This window comes from Lentibacillus daqui (assembly GCF_027186265.1).
Classification (GTDB): domain Bacteria; phylum Bacillota; class Bacilli; order Bacillales; family Amphibacillaceae; genus Lentibacillus_C; species Lentibacillus_C daqui.
In genome coordinates this window covers 1462495-1480609 of the sequence record NZ_CP114176.1, presented here as the reverse complement: position 1 = coordinate 1480609, position 18115 = coordinate 1462495, and the positions used below count along the sequence as shown (strand labels likewise).

Below are 18115 nucleotides of genomic sequence, written 5' to 3'. Positions count from 1 at the left end.
AAATCCTGTATTATCCTTTGCTTGGAACCCGATCGATTAGGCCTTCGAGTTGGGAAAACCATAAGTCTTTCAACTGACCCGATAATACCGGGGTATGCTCAATAATCAGCTTGGCAATGAAAGAATCATTGATCCATGACTGAACATTGCCCAATGGTGTCAGAGCCAGGATATATAAAATGACAAATAATATCAAATAGACTTCAACAAACCCAAGGACTGCACCAAAAAGCCGGTTAATCGAATGAAAAACAGGGAGTTCTGCAACAAAATCAAGCATGGATGCAATAATTTGCAAAAGAATTTTTACAGCAAAGAAAATAACCGCGAAGGAAATAGCATTATAGAAAGCCGTTTCCATCGGCTCAGACTGTAAGAAAACTGCCCATGAGCTATCACTTGGCAAATCCGGATAAGGAATCCAAAAAGGTAGCTTTGCTGCCAGATTATCGTAATACAGTGCGGCAACAATAAATGCAATAATAAAACCAACCAAATGGAAGACCTGTAAGATAAATCCTCTTCTTAGTCCCATTAAGAAACCAAAAAGTAATAAAATAATTAAAATGAAGCTAACCATTGCTACTTTTCCTCTTTCTTATTCATTGAACCTAGCAATTTCGCATATTCTTCTTTTAGTTTCAAATACTCATTCATTGAATTCACTGCGGTTAAAACAGCTAACTTTGCTGTATCCAGGTCTCTATTGGCAGCTTGAATTTCACGCATTTTTTGATCCACCAAACTGGCGACGAGCCGAACATGATGTTCAGGTTCTGTTCCAACAATCGTATATGATTTATTATGTATTTCAACCGTTATTCGTGTTTTGTCATTCTGGGTCACACGGCTTCCCCCTCAGAAAAAATTATTCACTTTATCTTAACATGAAGATGGCGTTTAGGGAACTGAAATAATTTCTCTTTTCTGGAATGGTTATACACCTGTAAAGCTTTTTGAACATCCGCTTAAAAAGAAATACCCCAATCCAGCTATACACACTGGACCAGGGCACTATTTACGATCTTACGTATGCATCATATTTTTCGTTAACAGCAGCAATAATCTGTTGGTAGGAAGCTTCTACTTCGTCATCCGTTAATGTCCGCTCCGGATGCTGATAAAGCAACCGGTATGCGATGGACTTCTTGCCTTCTGGTAAACGCTCACCAGTGTATACATCAAAAATCTGAATATCTTTAACCAATTCCTCACCGGTTTGTTCAATCACATCTTTCACACTGTCTGCACGCACCTGTTCATCCAGGACAAAGGCAATATCGCGGATGATGGATGGATATTTTGGAATTTGCTGGTAGTTTGGCACACGAGCATGGGTTGCCAGTACAGTTTCCAGGTTCACATCAAAAACGTAAGTCTCATTTAAATCCATTTGCTGCTCTAGTACCGGATGAACCTGACCAAGAAATCCGATGACCTGTTCTTTGTAAATAAGCTCGGCACATCGACCCGGGTGCATATCCGGCAAAGTTGCCTGTTTGAACGATACAGGAAGACCCAAATAAGCAAACAATCCTTCGATGATTCCTTTGACAACATAAAAATCAACAGTCTTTTTCTCCTGTTGCCACTCTAGTTGTTCCCAAATGCCTGACAATACACCTGCTAAACGCAACTGTTCATCAGGTTGTTTCGTTAACCCTTCCTCATGGGAAATAAAAATGGAACCCAATTCATAATAGGCAATATCGGGCTGATTTCGGGCTATATTATACGACGCAACATGTAACAATTCAGGAAGAATACTAAGCCTTAAATATTTATGTTCTTCACTCATCGGCATGGATAGTTTGACTGGCACCGGGCTGACATCGGCAATTTCCGGGCTGATTAATTTTGAAATATACGCGTCACGTGTCAATGAATAGGTGATTGTTTCCGTTAGTCCGGTACTTTCCATAAAACTTTTTATTTGTCGTTTCAATCGCTGTTGACCAGTTAATCCACCTGCTTGAGATGCTCCCTCTGGCAGTGTATATGGCAGATTATCATATCCATAAATACGTGCCACTTCCTCCAGCATATCCTCAAAAATGGCAACATCAGCTCGACGGGACGGAACCCACACATGAAAATGCTCCTCTGTTTGTTCATATGAAAAACGCAACCTTTCCAGGATACCAGCGATCTCATCAGCCGTAATCTCTGTACCAAGACGTTTATTGATTTCAGCTGTATGCATATCTACTTCTTTTTCAGTATAGTCCAATTCATCCACAATAACCGGATGTTGCAGAACCTTTGCATTTGCATATTGTTTCAACAGCTGACAAGCACGTACACCCGCACGGTAGACCCGTTTTGGATCCACACCCTTTTTTTCATATCGTGTGCTTGCTTCACTACGCAAGCCGGTATCTTTAACCGTTGTCCTTACTGATGATGCATCAAAATATGCAGCTTCAAGAACGATTGTACTTGTATTTTCCTGTACATCTGTATTGGCACCACCCATCACACCGGCAAGTGCAACTGGTTCTGTCCCATTCGTGATGACAAGATGGTGTGGTGATAGTGTTCGCTTTTGACCATCCAATGTAACGATCGTTTCGTTTTCATGGGCACAACGAACGACAATTTCCTTCGTACCCAGCCGATCATAGTCAAAGGCGTGCAATGGTTGTCCATATTCGAGCAGCACATAGTTTGTGATGTCAACCACGTTGTTAATCGGGCGAATTCCCGATGCGATTAAATAATTACGCATCCAAAGAGGGGACGGTTTGATCTGAACATCTTTTACCACGAATGCACCATAATATGGATTTAATTCCTTGGCATCTACCTTTACATCAATATATGCTGAAGCATGCTCATTATCATCAGCTGGTTTGACCGTTTCGTCCGGCAGCTGGAGCGGCTGTTGAAGGATCGCTGCCACCTCGTAAGCAACACCTAACATACTTAGACAATCCGCCCGATTTGGTGTCAAATCCAAATCAAGTATGGCATCATCAAGATTCAAAAGCGGAGTGACATCCTGGCCAATTTCGGTATCATCAGGAAAAACAAATATGCCATCTGCTACGTCTTTAGGCACGTATTTTTCCTGAATGCCCAATTCTTGAAGTGAGCAAATCATTCCGTTTGATTCAATGCCGCGCAATTTAACCTTCTTAATTTTAACGTTACCTGGTAAGACTGCACCCGGTTTTGCGACAGCTACTTTTTGCCCCTGTGCAATATTGGGTGCCCCGCAAATAATTTGCAGCAATTCACTATCACCTGTATCCACTTGACAAAGATTTAATTTGTCAGCATTGGGATGTATCGCACATTCCTTAACAAACCCAACTACAACATTTTTACACGGCTCGGCAACATATTCTATACCATCTACCTCGATACCGCTTTTGGTAATCTTTTCAGCGAGTTCCTCTGGTGAAATATGTTTGATATCAATATAATTTTCCAACCAATTTAACGATACTAACACCTTGTCTTACCTCCTATGCTTGATGAAACTGTTTTAAGAATCGCTTATCGTTTGTGTAGAATTGACGGATATCCCCAATACCATATTTCAACATGGCGATCCGCTCCGGTCCCATTCCAAAAGCAAATCCGGTATATACATCTGGATCATAGCCAGCCATGGATAATACGTTCGGATGCACCATACCAGCACCCAGGATTTCAATCCAGCCGGACCCTTTACATACCGAACATCCCTTTCCGTGACAAACTTTACAGGAAATATCCATTTCAACTGACGGTTCAGTGAACGGAAAGAAACTTGGGCGCAAACGGATTTTTCGATCTGCTCCAAACATTTTTTTGGCAAACCTGTCAAGTGTACCCTTTAAGTCACTCATACGAACATCCTTGTCCACATAAAGTCCTTCGATCTGCGTAAATTGATGGGAATGGGTGGCATCATCGTTGTCCCGGCGATAAACCTTCCCTGGACAAATCATTTTCACACCAGTATTCCCTTGATAGGCGCGCATTGTCCGTGCCTGAACCGGAGATGTATGCGTACGCATTAATAGTTCATTCGTAATATAAAATGTATCTTGCATATCGCGTGCCGGGTGATTTTTCGGCAAGTTTAATGCCTCAAAATTAAAATAATCCGTTTCAACTTCTGGACCTTCACGTACTTCATAGCCCATTCCAATGAACAAATCTTCAATTTCTTCAATGATGCTGGTCAGCAAATGTGGACCGCCAATATTTACTGGGCGACCTGGCAAAGTGACATCAATTGTTTGACTCGCCAGTTGTTGTTCCAGTGCCTGTTGCTCAAGGATTTCATTCTTTTGCTCAATGGCTTCGGTAATTGCCTCCCGTACCCGATTGGCCATCTCTCCCACCACTGGACGTTCTTCCTTTGATAAGCTGCCCATTCCTTTTAAAATCCCGGTAATAGACCCTTTCTTTCCCAAATAAGCCACCCGAATCGACTGAAGCTCTTTTTGACTATCCGTTTCCCGAATACGCTCCAGTGCCTCGGTCTGCAACGCCTCCAACTGTTCCTTCATGCATAATCCTCCCTTTCGAATATGTAAAATCAGCATTTAAAAAGACTCTGTTTTTCCATACAAAAAGCCTCATCCCCCATGAAAAGGGACGAGGCTTTGGTTCGCGGTACCACCCTTATTGACACAAATATATATGTGACCTGCTTAAACTTGATAACGGAAAAATCCGGCATACCTTTACTTATGAACACAGAAATCCAACGACTCCTGGTTTCCAAGGTCCAAGTATCAGCTCCAGAGTGAAATATTAACAAATAAACGGCCGGAAATGCTTACAGTCCAGGACATTTCCTCCCTATGACCGATTCTTTAATTGTCAACAAGCTCTTTCATCGCACTGCTGTTCATTCAAATTTCCTTTATTATAGTCAAAAAAGGTCCAAATTGCAATAGTTAGCTTTGCAAATAATACATTAAAATTCCCGCGGCAATACTGGCATTTAGTGATTCAGCCTTCCCGTAAATTGGGATCTTCACAACATCATCAGCCAAGTTAAGAACATTTTCAGAAATACCTGCACCTTCATTACCAACGATTAACGCTGTTTTTGGTTGCGGTGACAACTCCGAATAAATGGATGCGTTTGTTAGTGCAGATGCCCAAATGGCAAATCCTTCTCTTTTCAAGGATGGGATTTTAGTGACCAGGTTCTCCTGAAAAATCGGAATATGGAAGATGGATCCCTGGGTGGAGCGGATTACCTTTTCATTATAGACATCAACCGTATTATCCCCTAAAATAACGGCATCAAATCCAGCTGCATCTGCGGTACGAATCATTGTTCCAAGGTTACCCGGGTCTTGCAGGGAATCAACCAAAAGAAGTTTTTCGAATGTCCCCCATTTGTATTCCTTCATCCGAACGACTGCAACAATTCCCTGGGGGGTTTTTGTGCTGGAAATTTGTTGGATAACTGCTTGGGAAACAGTGTAATAAGCATACTCCTGAAGAAAATCAGGTACAGGAATACCGTCCTGTAAAATAAGTTCAACAATTTCCCAGTCACTTGCATGAGCCTCTTCAATAAGATGAAATCCTTCAATCAAAAAAGTATGTGTTCCTGTTCGATCTTTCCTTTTCTTTAGTTTATTCCATTGCTTTACTTTATTGTTTTGCATCGACGTGATCATGTACCTACTCCTTATCCGGTTTCCTGTCTATCATACATATTCCGGTTTATTTTGGTCAAACTATACCGCAAAACTATACAATGAGGTGATTGGATTGGATTTAAATTTACGAAAAGCCATTCTTACTAATATTGCATCAAATGATCGGGAACAACTCAAAGATACAATCGTTGATGCTATTCAAAACGGTGAAGAAAAAATGCTACCTGGCTTAGGTGTACTGTTCGAATTAATCTGGAAACAATCAGATCAGGAAGAAAGATTGGAAATGGTCAGCAGCCTGGAACAAGGTGTGAAAGAAGCAACCGATTCGATGTCATAGGTTGATTTGTCAAAAGAATATGAGAAACATTCCGCGTAAAGAGCATTTAACTTTCGCGGAATGTTATATCTTGATTAAGAAAATGTGTTATTATATCTTCCCCCAGGCATCCACGTTCATTGATGGCGATTTTTGTCGGTTCCACCTCTTTTATTTCACAAAAATAATAAAAAAGTCCTAATAAATTTTTCTGCAGTTGTACATATTCCAAATAATAGTTTTATATTTTACATTTTTTCCTACTAAATTAGATATAAAGAACTAATAGTCTGCCTTTGGATCAGAACAAAAACAGGAATTTACGATTAACCAGCTGGATTATATAACTATAACCATTTGACCATTGTTTCCATGAATGATATATAATTATCCGTAGTATTATTTTAATTAGGCTCCGTTCTAAACAATACAATTAATTTAGAAGCATGGAGACAGGGAGGAGAAATGGTATAATGGAGGAAACACAAAACGGGGATCCAGGAAAAAAAGGAATTTCCAAGAAGCTCATTGCCATTATTGTCGTCATCGTCTTATTAATAGGTGGCGGAATTACGGCGTATGCATTATTGACCGGATCCGATAAGGCGCAATACTTTAAAGCCGAAAAAGGCACCTTCGACTTTATGAAAGACCAGCTATCACAACGGTATGAGCCAGAATTGGATTGGAGTAAACAAACAAAGGAAAATCCAACAGAAACAGCGTTCGAATTGTCGGGTGAATATAATAACCCAAGTGGTGGCTATGGAATGATGGATCCATCAGATATTATTAATAACTCCACACTTAACTTAACAGCGCAAACTGATTTGGAGAAAAAGCAGCTTTACACCGATATGAAGGCAAGTGTTGGCGGACTGGAAATCAAAGACTTAAACTTTTACCTTGATGCTGATCAACTGATGGTGGGTCTGCCATTTCTGGATGAAAACTTGCAAATAAAAGACAAAGACGTTGGTAAGCTCATACATGAAGCAGATCCAACATTTCCTGAAGGAGAAACAATTGACTTTGATGCTTTCTTTGAAATGGCAAAAGGTCTGCCGGAAAAAGATGCCGATTACCTGAAAAAAGAATATCTAACCGAAATATATAAAGATCTTCCGGGAGACGCATTTGAGTCAACGAAAGAAACAATTAAAGTGGACGGAAAAAATTTCAACACCAAAAAATTGACGTTCCACTTATCCGAGCAAGAAACGAAAGATTTACTTGTATCCATTTTGGAAAAGGTCCAAGGTGATAAAAAGTTGCAAAAAATCTTTAAAGAACAGATGGAGATCCAAACATTTGGTATTGATCCATCGGCATTTGACATGGATTTCGACGAGAACATCGATTTTGACGAGGCAATTGACAACATGTTTGGAAAAGAGATTGATAAAGGTATCAAAGAAATAAAAGAAGCGCATATCCCAAATGGGTTCACTTCTGACATTTGGGCAAAAAATGACCTGATTGTAAAACGCGATTTTAGTATTGGTGTTGGTGAAAATAAAGATGATACCAATACATTATCTGTTAAAGGTACAAACTTATTAAGTGACACCCAACAAAAATTTGATTATAAGATCACTGGCAGTGACGACACTGACAAGGAAGCAATCACCTTGACCGGGGATTTATCATGGAAGGACAATAAAGCTAATGATTCTATTAAACTAGTGGCTCCTGACGAAACTAAATTGTCCTACCAGGGAAAAGAAACATTAAAAGATGAAAAACGCGACTTTGAACGTGTATTCTCGGTTACTGATCCTTACAATGACAATTATAGTCTGAACTGGTCAGGAAATGCATCTTATGATCATGATAAAATGAGTTCGGAAAACAACTTCTCGGTCGATGCGCCCGATATTAATCAGGATGCATTTAGCCTAACTGTAGCAAAAGATGCCAAAACGATTAAAAAAGTTAAGACACCAGATACTTCAAATGTAAAAGATATTGGCAGTATGTCGATCGATGAAATCGAGGATTACTTCGAGACCGATGTAGCGCCACAATATCAGAAATGGATAATGGGAATTTTAGGAGCTGGCGGCGGGTTAAATGGTTTGTAGACTTTATTAACGCGGCCGGTGTTTAAGAGAGTGTTCAAAAAGGATAAAAAGGACCGAGAAGTTCTAGGCGGCGTAGCTTTGAGCACCGGAGTGTACATAAAAGGTACATGAGGAGCGGAAAAGCAAGCCAACGAACTTCTTCAAAGGAAGGCCGACTAAAAACGGGCTTGCGCTCAGGCGTCGGCATACCCCTTTTGCAGGGGAACGTCATTTTTACCGGAACTTTTGAACATCCCCTAAAGGAAGTGACAACATGATATTCTTGAAACACATCACCCTGTTTATGTACCATAATTGCAAAAGGTTTGGGAGGAAGTGGCTATCACTTCCTCTTCTTTTGCTTTTTCCTATTATTATTGTCAGTTTGAGCGAGACAATTGTAATCTCATTGATGACTCATGATAAACAGGAACCAATAGAGATCGGATTAGTCGATCTGGATCAATCAGACGAAACCCAATTGGTGGTCGGACTAATTGAACAGTCCACACAGCTGGGCAGTTACCTATCTATCAATCAACTATCAGAGCACGAGGCTAACAACCGGCTACAACAAAATCAATTAAGTGGATACATAACCTTCCCAAAAGGGTTTACCAGTGATTTATATAATGGAAATGCAGTTACATTACCAATCACAGGGAATCCGGCAAAACGAATGGACAGCTATATCATTAAGGAGTTAATAGACAGTGTTTCCCGGCACATTCGTGCTGCACAAGCAAATATACTGACCATTAACTACTTTGCCAAACAACTGCCGATCGCAACCGAACAAAGGAGCGACATGTTATTTGACCAGTTTAAAAGCTTTATCTTTTACACCATCGGTAAAGATAAAATCATCGAGGAAAAAACAATAACCAATCATGCTACAAGTTCACCGGTTCATTACTATGGTCTTGCAAGCTGGTTTATTATTATGACCATTTGGTTAATTGCTTTCTATTCTTTTTTAACCGACCACGAACCACTGCGAATGAATCAGCGAATGCGTTTATATGGGGTAACACAATTGCAGCAGCTGATGGCCAAAATGCTGACATCCCTATTCATTGTGATGATTTTAAGCTTGCTTGCCCTGATGGTCTTGCAACGAATGATTCATATCAATCTGGATATAAAAGATTACTGGCGAATAGCTATCATCACTATCTTATACAGTTTTACATTTTTAGAGGGGTTGGCCACAATAGAAACAGTAGTCCGATCGGCAAAATTACGATTGCTTGTCCAGTCTTTATTTACATTTGTCATCTTATTTATAAGCGGTGCCATTATACCAGTATTATACTTTCCACACGGGGTTCAAGCATACCTTCCTTATAGTTTTGCTAATCAGGCATACAAATGGCTGGAGGAAATCATTTTAAACCAACGGATTTATGCAGATTACCTGCCACTTGCTCTAATGTCAGCTTCCGGATTGTTTGTTTTTGTGGCAATGTCGTTATGGAAGGAGGGCAAGAATCCATGAAATCCATTTTATTAACCCGGGGTATGCATTGGAAAAAACATTGGCTGACACTTTTATTATGGCTGTTGCTACCACTAATGGCGACCATTGGAATTGTTACAATAATTGATTCGATGAAAGCAAAAAGCAGTATTCCTGTTGGTATTGTAGTTGAAGACGATTCCCCAGCTGCGAAGGAATTGTTAAAGCAGGTCGCATCCACCTCGTTTGTTCATGTTTACCAGCTTGAAAAAGAGAATGCCCGCCATCAATTGAAAAAGCATCAACTTGACAGTATCTTTATTATTCATGATGGTTACGGAGAAGACATTTTTCATGACAATCGAAATCAATTGCTAACGGGCTATCGATCAGATCTATCCTTTGCGTATACCCCGGTAAAAGAAATGATTCTGTCGTATATCCAGCAGCAAACCGGCAGATCAAAAGCGGTTCATACGGTACAGGAACTCACTGGCCAGTATGCTTCACCCAAGCAATGGACACGAGACGAAATTGTTACAAAAGCAGATGAAATCCAGTTGGAAGAAAACCTGTTAACATCATCTTTTTCTTTTGGTAAAACAGCATCATCACCAAATAACGATACCAAGTTGATCAACATATGGGGGATATGGGCGAGTTTTACCTTGCTGGCAACGCTTTTGTTGTTTGACTGGATTATTCATGAAAAACATGCAAGTATCAGGCTGCGGTTTGCATTTATGCGCTGGTCATTGAAACATTATCTCATCTTGAATTTTATGATCTATACCACTCTATGCCTTATTTTTGATGGGATCACCATCATTACGTTTTGGCTCATGCTTGGTGAACGAATACCGATTTGGAGCTGGATTTGTTTCAGACTGTTCTTGAATATGGCTATCTTTTTATTCTCAAACCTGTTTAAACGATCATTCCATTATTATATGACAGCATTTGCTCTAACGCTAATTTTCGCGATTGGCAGTGGAGCGATCATCCCTGTTAATGGGATAATAAATCGTTGGCCGTGGATTACAGAACTCAACCCGATTCAGCCGTTTCTGGATGGCGAGTACTGGAACCTGTCATCTTTAGTGATTTTAGTTCTGGCATTTATCTGGTATTGCAGAAAGGAGGAATTTTATGCTTCACGTTGAACAACTGGTAAAGGACTATGGGAAAAAGCGAATACTGGATCATATCAGCTTTTCCATAAAACCTGGCGAAATCATCGGACTTGTCGGGGAAAATGGTGCAGGAAAGTCGACTTTAATGAAAATATTAGCTACCCTTATCCAGCCTACATCTGGCACAATCAACTTCCATGATCTGGATTATCGGCAAAATCGCAAAAAGGTGCGTCGACAAATCGGATTTGTTCCCCAGGACATTGCTGTATGGGAAGAATTCAGTGTAGAAGAAAACATGGTCTTCTTTGAACATTTATCATGGAAAAAGAAAAATAAAGAAGTTTTACATAAGCTTTGTCTGGACATGAATTTAGAAAAATGGAAGGAACCGGTGAAATCATTATCAGGTGGTATGAAACGCAAACTGAATTTGGCAATTACGCTAATCCACGATCCATCGCTATTATTATTGGATGAACCAACTGCCGGGATTGATTTAAAGTCACGTAAAGAAATTGGCATGTACTTACAAAATCAGGCGACAAGTCAGAATATGACCATCATGTATACGTCGCATGATATGGATGAGATTATCGATTTGTGTGACCGCGTTTTCTGTATTGGCCATGATCCCTTTTACCAGCAAATCCTGCAAAAGGCCGGTAAAGACATTGTAAAATTATAAAGTGAAACTTCATTCAGTGGGAGTTTCCTTTCCTCCCCTACTGATCCAGAGGAACAGAATCAGGAATTTACGGGCTGTTTATCCCCCGCCTTCCTGGACACGTATTTAGCGTAAAAAGCGGCAGCAGTTTATCACTGTTGCCGCTTTTTCGGTTGTTTTTTTATGGAATAGAAAGTATAAAATTTGCGTCTGTATGAAGTCTTTAACTAGAAAGTCCCGTTCTGCTCCAGCGCCTTTGATTTATCCAAACACAATCTCTTTTACTTTATCGCGATCCAACTTTTTAATAACTTCTACAATCAACTTCACGGCATTTTCAAAATCATCACGATGTAAAATTGCGGCATGGGAATGAATATACCGAGTGGCAATGGTAATGGATAAAGCAGGGACACCATTTGTCGTCAAATGAATGGAACCTGAGTCCGTTCCGCCACGTGCAATCGATGTATACTGATAAGGAATATGCTGCTCATCAGCGGTATCAACAACCAGATCGCGAACACCTTTATGTGAAACCATGGATGCATCGTACAAGACAAGTTGCGGTCCTTTACCAAGTTTGCTGTCCGCATCTTTGTCAGATACTCCTGGCGTATCACCAGCGATACCAACATCCACGGCAAAACCGATATCTGGTTTAATCGTATGAGTTGCTGTTTTCGCTCCACGCAAACCCACTTCTTCCTGTACCGTACCAACGCCATACACGATATTCGGGTGATTCACATCTTTTAACTGTTTAAGCACTTCAATAGCGATTGCACAGCCAATGCGATTGTCCCAAGCCTTGGCCAATAACATTTTTTCATTTTTTAATGGGGTGAATTCAAAATAAGGAACAATTGCATCCCCGGGACGAACCCCAAAATCACTTGCCTCTTCTTTACTGCAAGCCCCAATGTCGATGAACATATCCTTTATTTCGATTGATTTTTTCTTCGCTTCAGCGGATAAAATATGCGGTGGTTTCGACCCAATAATTCCGGTTACGTCCCCTTTTGCGGTCATAATTGTCACACGCTGGGCAAGCATAACCTGGCTCCACCAGCCGCCAGTAGTTTGGAAATAAACAAACCCATCATCATCAATCCTGGTAACCATAAAGCCAACCTCATCTAAATGACCGGCAACCATAATCTTTGGTCCATTTTCATCACCTGTTTTTTTGGCGATGAGACTTCCCAAATTATCCGTAGACATTTCATCGGCATATGCTTTAATATAGTCTTTCATTACTTCCCTTACTTCTTTTTCGTTGCCCGGAATTCCTCTGGCATCCGTTAAATCCTTCAACATGGTTAATGTTTCGTCCAAATTTGCCATATGTATCCATATCCTCCTTTATCAATCCAACTTTATTATAACGGTATCAATTTAAGATTACCAAATAATTAATAGCCATGATCCTGCCGTTCATAGTTAATCCCATTTTTCTCTATGTAGGCATCATATATGTCCTCTTCGTCAAAACCTAATTTCTTTCCAAGCTGTAAATAAGTGACAAACATATGGTGATAATTGGCCAAAGACGGATCTTGGTTAAACAATACGCATGCTTCAAACACAAGGTTAAATTGCTCGGTTTCCGTATTCATGACCGGTTCAATTGGTTGTGTTTCATATTGATATCCACTATCAAGCCCCAACGACATCATAAAATGCAAACCGTCAACATACTCAGCTAAAATAATCTCTTTATCACTTTTAGGCTTTTTACTCCAAAACTTGAAACAGCGTGTTTCATTGGCCAATTCGCCGATTTCTACGAGAAGGGCGAGTACCTTTTCCGAAAATAAATCCTTGCCTGTTATGCCCTGATTGTTTTCAATATATTGGTCCAATTTTTCCTGCATAACAAATAATCTATTCCAGTCCATTTTTGCTTCACTCCTTATTACCTTGATTGTATCACGAATAAAATGAAACCCAAATGAATTCTCATCCGTATTAGGGGATAATACGTTAGAGGATGTTCAAAAAGTCCGGTAAAAATGACATGCCCCTTTATCCTCCTTTTGAACACACTCTTTTGGGGAGACGGTTAATGATGATAGTGTTTTTATTTCGTGTACTGATCTTGATTGCGCTGGTTTTTTTGATATATACACTATTGCAATATTTGCGGAATCCACGAAGGAAAATACAAATCGCCAAACAACAAAAAGAGTTTTTCCTGCTGGATGATGAACAAAACAGTAAAAAAAACTTGCAATTCGTGTATAAAGGCTGTCTGTTCGAAGGGGAGAAATATTTGGGAACCACGGATCAGGCATTTGAAGTGGTTACGATACAAGTCACCGTTCCAGAGCCCCTTGATCTACGTGGATTAACAAGAGATGACTTGTACTTTTTGGAAAAGGAACTATTAATACGCTATCCTTATGCCCAGATTGAGTGGAAACACCCAATCAATCAACTGCTTATCAGCCCCACAGACTAAATGATGCCCACCTTTTATAGATGGGCATCATTTATGTGCTCACTTGGAAAAAATCCCGCCATTTAATCACAATTTCCTTTCGTCTTAATAAATAAATGAGGGGTAATAAGGCAATTAAACATATGGATACATAGAAAGGAGAGAGGTTTGATATCCATTGACCAACAGACGTATAGACGAATGCAAGTGGTATATTTGATAGCAATGATGATCTAGCGTAATCCTTAAAACCTGCTGTAATTTGAATCAAACAAAGAGATAAGAGGTGAAAATGAATAAATGGTACAAGTCGTAATATAGCGATTTGTGAAGTTGTAAAATCAGCATGCTTGCCAATCAGTTTTTGTTGCAAATTTGTCAGCCGATCAAGGTTTTTGGGCATAAAACGTATAATACCATAAAAAGCCAAACTTGATAATGTAATACCGATAAGGGAATAAAAGGTCCCCTCCACAGTTCCGAATATAATCCCACCGGAAACACAGATAAAAACAACGGGAAGAAAGAATAACGGCCGTAATAAATGAACCGTGATAAATAATAATGGTGCAAATAGTCCTCCCATTTCGATGATCGTCATGAGGTAATTACCAAACAATTCCATAGATGTCCTCCTCTGCGTTGTCATTTCGGCAATCTTTTTCCATAACGAGTAGTACATGTATATGACAATAGACGAGCCTTTATGACAATAACAAGTAAATAGACAAATAATTGATTGGTAAACACCTAACTTGGAAGGGCGAAGAATGAATTTCATTAAATAAAAAATGACCACCCTTTAATATCCAAAGGACAGTCATTTTATAAAACCTATTTTAAAGCTGCTTTTGCTTTGTCAGCCAGTTGGGTAAATGCTTGTTCGTCATTAATTGCGAGATCTGATAACATTTTCCGATTCACTTCAATTCCGGCTACTTTTAAACCGTGCATTAATTTGTTGTAAGAAAGATCGTTCATCCGTGCAGCGGCATTAATCCGTGCAATCCAAAGTTTACGGAATTCCCGTTTCTTTTGTCTGCGGTCACGATAAGCATACTGACCCGATTTCATTACTTGCTGTTTTGCTGTTTTAAATAAAGTCCGTTTCGAACCATAATAACCTTTAGCTAATTTCAATACGCGTTTACGACGTCTGCGCGTAACTGTTCCACCTTTTACACGTGGCATAATAATTCCCTCCTAATACAATTGACTTAATATCCTGGTTTCATACAATCTGCAACTTATTTATATGGAAGCATTGGATTAATACGCTTATAGTCACCAGATGCTACAAGTGCGGATTTACGTAATTTACGTTTTTGTTTTTGTGATTTGTGTGCAAACATATGACTCGTATATGCATGTGAACGTTTCAGTTTCCCGGAACCAGTTCGTTTGAAACGTTTTTGTGTCCCTTTATGAGTTTTCATTTTAGGCATAGTAATTTCCTCCTGCAATTATTTTTTCTCGTTCGTTGGAGCAAGCATAATAAACATATTGCGTCCTTCCATTTTTGCTTTGGACTCCACTGTAGAAATATCTTTCACTTCTTCAGCTAAACGGTTCAATACTTCCTGACCCAGCTCCTTGTGGGTAATCGCACGACCACGAAAGCGAACCGATGCTTTAACTTTGTCCCCTTTTTCAAGGAATTTACGAGCATTTTTTAATTTAGTATTAAAATCATGATCACCAATTCCCGGTGTAAAGCGAACTTCTTTTACATTAATAACTTTTTGCTTTTTGCGTGCCTCTTTTTCTTTCTTTTGCTGTTCAAAACGATATTTACCGAAGTCCATAATTCGGCAAACAGGTGGTTTTGCATTCGGAGCAACCAATACCAAATCAAGGTTTCGTTTTGCCGCAATATCCAGTGCTTCATTGCGCGATTTCACTCCAAGCTGATCACCATTTGAATCAATTAAACGTACTTCCCGGGCACGAATTTTTTCATTGACATTCATATCTTTGCTAATAGCCAGCCACCTCCAAAATATTTTTAAGATGTTCAAAAGTCCATTGTTCCCCTTTGAACGCTTTAATCGTTGACAAGTTATTTTCGCATAAAAAACGTGTCGGTACACAGATGCACCCACACGTCTCCAAATAGTCTATCAGGAATATATGGAACCAGTCAACAGCAATCACTTGCGTCGAACAGGTGAGAAGCGGGTGCTCCTACTTGTCTTTCGATCATTAAATTCAGCTTATATAGAATAACATCAAACTGTATATATGTCAAATACAGGATTTGTCCCCACAGCCTGAAATTAACATGGGATTGTTCGTATCACAATGTTTTCTCGACGATTTCCGTTGTAATTAATTGTTTAAATGCTTCGAATGACATGGTTTCTGATTGTTTTTCTCCATATCGACGGACATTAACAGCATTGTCATTCATTTCATTATCACCGACAACTAATGCAAAAGGTATTTTTTGTGTTTGCGCTCCACGGATTTTATAGCCGATCTTTTCGTCACGCTCATCCACTTCGACGCGTACACCTTCCAGTCTAAGTTTATCTTCTACCCGTTTGGCATAATCCAAATGGGCTTGCGGTGCTACCGGAATTACCATGGCTTGTACTGGTGCCAGCCATGTTGGAAATGCGCCTTTATATTCTTCCAATAAGAAGGCAACAAAGCGTTCCATTGTTGATACAACACCACGGTGGATAACAACAGGACGATGTTCCTTGCCATCTTCACCAATATATGTCAGATCAAAACGTTCAGGCAATTGGTAATCAATCTGAACGGTGGACAATGTTTCGTCTTTTCCAATGGCTGTTTTTACTTGTACATCAAGTTTGGGACCATAAAACGCAGCCTCACCAATTGCCTCAACATACTTAACACCCATTTCTTCCATCGTTTCTCTCAGCATCGACTGAGCTTTTTCCCACATTTCATCATTGTCGATGTACTTCTCTTTATCTTCAGGATCGCGGTATGATAAGCGGAAATAATAATCCTTTATTCCGAAATCTTCATATACTTTCTGAACAAGTTCGACGACACGGATAAATTCGTTCTTCAACTGATCCGGTCGGGCAAAGATATGTGCATCATTCAATGTCATGGCCCGAACCCGCTGTAGTCCCGCCAGCGCACCGGACATTTCATAACGGTGCATCATCCCGAGTTCTGCAATCCGGACCGGCAGATTACGATAGCTGTATAATTGATTTTTATAAACCATCATATGGTGCGGACAGTTCATTGGTCGCAACACCAAATCCTCATTATCCATTTCCATTACCGGAAACATGTCATCTTGGTAATGATCCAAGTGTCCACTGGTTTTGTATAAATCAAGGCTGCCTAGTACCGGTGTATAGACGTGGTCATAGCCCAGCCGTTCCTCAATGTCAACAATATAGCGTTCGATTGTCCGGCGAATCGTTGCCCCTTTTGGCAGCCACATCGGCAACCCCTGGCCAACTTTTTGTGAGATGGTGAAAATACCCAGTTCCTTACCAAGTTTCCGGTGATCACGTTCCTTACGTTCCTCCAAAATCCGCAAGTATTCGTCGACCTGGCTTTGCTTTTCAAACGCTGTACCATAAATTCGCTGCAACTGTTTGTTATTACTGTCACCACGCCAATACGCACCAGAGATACTCAACAATTTAAATGCCTTGATCTTGCTTGTTGATGGCACATGGACACCACGGCAGAGATCATAGAATTCACCTTGCCGGTAGATTGTCACCTGTTCATCCTCAGGAATAGCGTCGATTAATTCAAGTTTCAGTTCGTCATCCTGAAACATTTCCTTTGCTTTGTCACGAGTTACTTCAATCCGTTCTATTTCCAGGTTCTCATCAACAATCTTGCGCATTTCCTTTTCAATCCTTGGCAGATCTTCCGGGGTAATGGTATGCTCCATATCCATATCATAATAGAAACCTTCTTCAATCACCGGTCCAACACCAAAGTTAACATGTTTATATAACCGTTTAATCGCCTGAGCCATCAAATGTGCAGTCGAATGCCGTTCAACCTCGATGCCTTCTTTACTTTTATACGTAATAATTTCAATGGCTCCACCTTTAGGTAATTCCCGTTTTAAATCATACAGTTTACCATCTAATTTAATTGCTAATGCTTGTTTTTTTAATCCCGGAGAAATAGAAGCCGCGATATCTTCACCGGTTGTCCCGGCCGGAAACGCTTTTTCAGCTCCATCCGGAAAAATGATTGCAATGTCCGCTGCCATGGTGATCGCTCCTTTTCATAATTTATCTATTGTTATTTAGAACTAAAAAACGCCCACCCCTCTGCATCTGTAAGCAAAGGGACGAGCGTTGGTCACGTGGTTCCACCCTATTTCCCGTAAAAAATACGGCTTTAAATCGTTAACGCAGATTAAACGCTGCTATCTACTTGATACGTTCAATA

18 protein-coding genes and 2 other annotated features (1 of these 20 cut by a window edge) are annotated in these 18115 nt (G+C 40.0%); of the genes, 6 read left to right on the top strand and 12 right to left on the bottom strand.

The annotated features are described in order from the left end of the window. Positions 1–10 precede the first annotated feature (10 nt). The 5 genes from O2S85_RS07450 to O2S85_RS07430 all read right to left on the bottom strand — a co-directional run bounded on the left by O2S85_RS07450 (position 11) and on the right by O2S85_RS07430 (position 5636). A complete protein-coding gene (locus O2S85_RS07450; protein WP_269412037.1) occupies positions 11–580 on the bottom strand; it encodes a CvpA family protein in 570 nt (189 codons plus the stop codon). A gap of 2 nt (positions 581–582) precedes the next feature. Beyond that, positions 583–846 carry a cell division protein ZapA gene (zapA, locus tag O2S85_RS07445; protein ID WP_269412036.1) on the bottom strand — a complete coding sequence of 88 codons (264 nt, stop codon included), beginning with the start codon at positions 844–846 and terminating at the stop codon, positions 583–585. Positions 847–1018: 172 nt separating this feature from the next. Then, the gene (gene pheT / locus O2S85_RS07440) at positions 1019–3457 is read right to left on the bottom strand and encodes a phenylalanine--tRNA ligase subunit beta (protein ID WP_269412035.1); all 2439 of its coding nucleotides are present in this window, start codon (positions 3455–3457) and stop codon (positions 1019–1021) included. Positions 3458–3470: 13 nt separating this feature from the next. After that, positions 3471–4505, bottom strand: a complete 1035-nt coding sequence (gene pheS / locus O2S85_RS07435; RefSeq protein WP_269412034.1) for a phenylalanine--tRNA ligase subunit alpha — start codon at positions 4503–4505, stop codon at positions 3471–3473. A gap of 393 nt (positions 4506–4898) precedes the next feature. Then, the gene (locus O2S85_RS07430; RefSeq protein ID WP_269412033.1) at positions 4899–5636 is read right to left on the bottom strand and encodes a TrmH family RNA methyltransferase; all 738 of its coding nucleotides are present in this window, start codon (positions 5634–5636) and stop codon (positions 4899–4901) included. Between the two features lie 94 nt (positions 5637–5730). Here O2S85_RS07430 and sspI point away from each other — a divergent pair, with 94 nt between their 5' ends. From sspI to O2S85_RS07405, 5 genes are all read left to right on the top strand, one after another. Further along, the gene (gene sspI / locus O2S85_RS07425) at positions 5731–5958 is read left to right on the top strand and encodes a small acid-soluble spore protein SspI (protein ID WP_269412032.1); all 228 of its coding nucleotides are present in this window, start codon (positions 5731–5733) and stop codon (positions 5956–5958) included. Between the two features lie 452 nt (positions 5959–6410). After that, entirely contained in the window at positions 6411–8021 is a 1611-nt protein-coding gene (locus tag O2S85_RS07420) for a flagellar basal body-associated FliL family protein (protein ID WP_269412031.1), read from the top strand. Positions 8022–8274: 253 nt separating this feature from the next. Next, positions 8275–9498: an ABC transporter permease gene (locus tag O2S85_RS07415; RefSeq protein WP_269412030.1), complete on the top strand. Its 1224-nt coding sequence runs from the start codon at positions 8275–8277 to the stop codon at positions 9496–9498. Then, on the top strand, positions 9495–10622 hold the full coding sequence (locus O2S85_RS07410) for an ABC transporter permease (RefSeq protein ID WP_269412029.1): 1128 nt from the start codon (positions 9495–9497) through the stop codon (positions 10620–10622). The genes O2S85_RS07415 and O2S85_RS07410 overlap by 4 nt, the downstream gene beginning before the upstream one ends. Beyond that, positions 10609–11280, top strand: coding sequence for an ABC transporter ATP-binding protein (locus O2S85_RS07405; RefSeq protein ID WP_269412028.1), 672 nt, complete (start codon positions 10609–10611; stop codon positions 11278–11280). The genes O2S85_RS07410 and O2S85_RS07405 overlap by 14 nt, the downstream gene beginning before the upstream one ends. 240 nt (positions 11281–11520) lie before the next feature. Here O2S85_RS07405 and O2S85_RS07400 read toward each other — a convergent pair whose 3' ends face one another. Continuing rightward, on the bottom strand, positions 11521–12606 hold the full coding sequence (locus O2S85_RS07400) for a M42 family metallopeptidase (protein ID WP_269412027.1): 1086 nt from the start codon (positions 12604–12606) through the stop codon (positions 11521–11523). Between the two features lie 68 nt (positions 12607–12674). Further along, complete coding sequence (locus O2S85_RS07395) at positions 12675–13160, bottom strand: dUTP diphosphatase (RefSeq protein ID WP_269412026.1); 486 nt, start codon at positions 13158–13160, stop codon at positions 12675–12677. Positions 13161–13330: 170 nt separating this feature from the next. Between O2S85_RS07395 and O2S85_RS07390 the strand changes: the two genes are divergently transcribed. Next, on the top strand, positions 13331–13723 hold the full coding sequence (locus tag O2S85_RS07390; RefSeq protein WP_269412510.1) for a sigma-w pathway protein ysdB: 393 nt from the start codon (positions 13331–13333) through the stop codon (positions 13721–13723). Positions 13724–13754: 31 nt separating this feature from the next. On the opposite strand, the gene O2S85_RS07385 is transcribed toward O2S85_RS07390, so the two are convergent. The 5 genes from O2S85_RS07385 to thrS form a co-directional block, all read right to left on the bottom strand. Continuing rightward, the gene (locus O2S85_RS07385) at positions 13755–14327 is read right to left on the bottom strand and encodes a TVP38/TMEM64 family protein (RefSeq protein WP_269412025.1); all 573 of its coding nucleotides are present in this window, start codon (positions 14325–14327) and stop codon (positions 13755–13757) included. Between the two features lie 209 nt (positions 14328–14536). Then, positions 14537–14893 (bottom strand): 50S ribosomal protein L20, encoded by a 357-nt coding sequence (rplT, locus tag O2S85_RS07380; RefSeq protein WP_269412024.1) that lies wholly within the window; start codon positions 14891–14893, stop codon positions 14537–14539. Positions 14894–14949: 56 nt separating this feature from the next. After that, positions 14950–15147, bottom strand: a complete 198-nt coding sequence (gene rpmI, locus O2S85_RS07375; RefSeq protein ID WP_269412023.1) for a 50S ribosomal protein L35 — start codon at positions 15145–15147, stop codon at positions 14950–14952. Between the two features lie 18 nt (positions 15148–15165). Beyond that, a complete protein-coding gene (infC, locus tag O2S85_RS07370; protein ID WP_269412509.1) occupies positions 15166–15672 on the bottom strand; it encodes a translation initiation factor IF-3 in 507 nt (168 codons plus the stop codon). Between the two features lie 96 nt (positions 15673–15768). Continuing rightward, positions 15769–15898: a sequence feature (ribosomal protein L20 leader region), on the bottom strand. A 100-nt stretch (positions 15899–15998) separates the two neighbouring features. After that, positions 15999–17933 carry a threonine--tRNA ligase gene (gene thrS, locus O2S85_RS07365; RefSeq protein ID WP_269412022.1) on the bottom strand — a complete coding sequence of 645 codons (1935 nt, stop codon included), beginning with the start codon at positions 17931–17933 and terminating at the stop codon, positions 15999–16001. A gap of 74 nt (positions 17934–18007) precedes the next feature. Then, positions 18008–18115: a binding site (T-box leader), on the bottom strand; it runs 111 nt beyond the window's last position.

Excerpts from the sequence above, each read along its gene's own strand:
- O2S85_RS07450 (WP_269412037.1), bottom strand. The coding sequence starts at position 580 with ATGGTTAGCTTCATTTTAATTATTTTATTACTTTTTGGTTTCTTAATG.
- pheS (WP_269412034.1), bottom strand. The coding sequence starts at position 4,505 with ATGAAGGAACAGTTGGAGGCGTTGCAGACCGAGGCACTGGAGCGTATT.
- O2S85_RS07430 (WP_269412033.1), bottom strand. The coding sequence starts at position 5,636 with ATGATCACGTCGATGCAAAACAATAAAGTAAAGCAATGGAATAAACTA.
- O2S85_RS07420 (WP_269412031.1), top strand. The coding sequence starts at position 6,411 with ATGGAGGAAACACAAAACGGGGATCCAGGAAAAAAAGGAATTTCCAAG.
- O2S85_RS07415 (WP_269412030.1), top strand. The coding sequence starts at position 8,275 with ATGATATTCTTGAAACACATCACCCTGTTTATGTACCATAATTGCAAA.
- O2S85_RS07410 (WP_269412029.1), top strand. The coding sequence starts at position 9,495 with ATGAAATCCATTTTATTAACCCGGGGTATGCATTGGAAAAAACATTGG.
- O2S85_RS07405 (WP_269412028.1), top strand. The coding sequence starts at position 10,609 with ATGCTTCACGTTGAACAACTGGTAAAGGACTATGGGAAAAAGCGAATA.
- O2S85_RS07400 (WP_269412027.1), bottom strand. The coding sequence starts at position 12,606 with ATGGCAAATTTGGACGAAACATTAACCATGTTGAAGGATTTAACGGAT.
- O2S85_RS07395 (WP_269412026.1), bottom strand. The coding sequence starts at position 13,160 with ATGGACTGGAATAGATTATTTGTTATGCAGGAAAAATTGGACCAATAT.
- O2S85_RS07390 (WP_269412510.1), top strand. The coding sequence starts at position 13,331 with ATGATAGTGTTTTTATTTCGTGTACTGATCTTGATTGCGCTGGTTTTT.
- O2S85_RS07385 (WP_269412025.1), bottom strand. The coding sequence starts at position 14,327 with ATGGAATTGTTTGGTAATTACCTCATGACGATCATCGAAATGGGAGGA.
- rplT (WP_269412024.1), bottom strand. The coding sequence starts at position 14,893 with ATGCCACGTGTAAAAGGTGGAACAGTTACGCGCAGACGTCGTAAACGC.
- rpmI (WP_269412023.1), bottom strand. The coding sequence starts at position 15,147 with ATGCCTAAAATGAAAACTCATAAAGGGACACAAAAACGTTTCAAACGA.
- infC (WP_269412509.1), bottom strand. The coding sequence starts at position 15,672 with ATGAATGTCAATGAAAAAATTCGTGCCCGGGAAGTACGTTTAATTGAT.
- thrS (WP_269412022.1), bottom strand. The coding sequence starts at position 17,933 with ATGGCAGCGGACATTGCAATCATTTTTCCGGATGGAGCTGAAAAAGCG.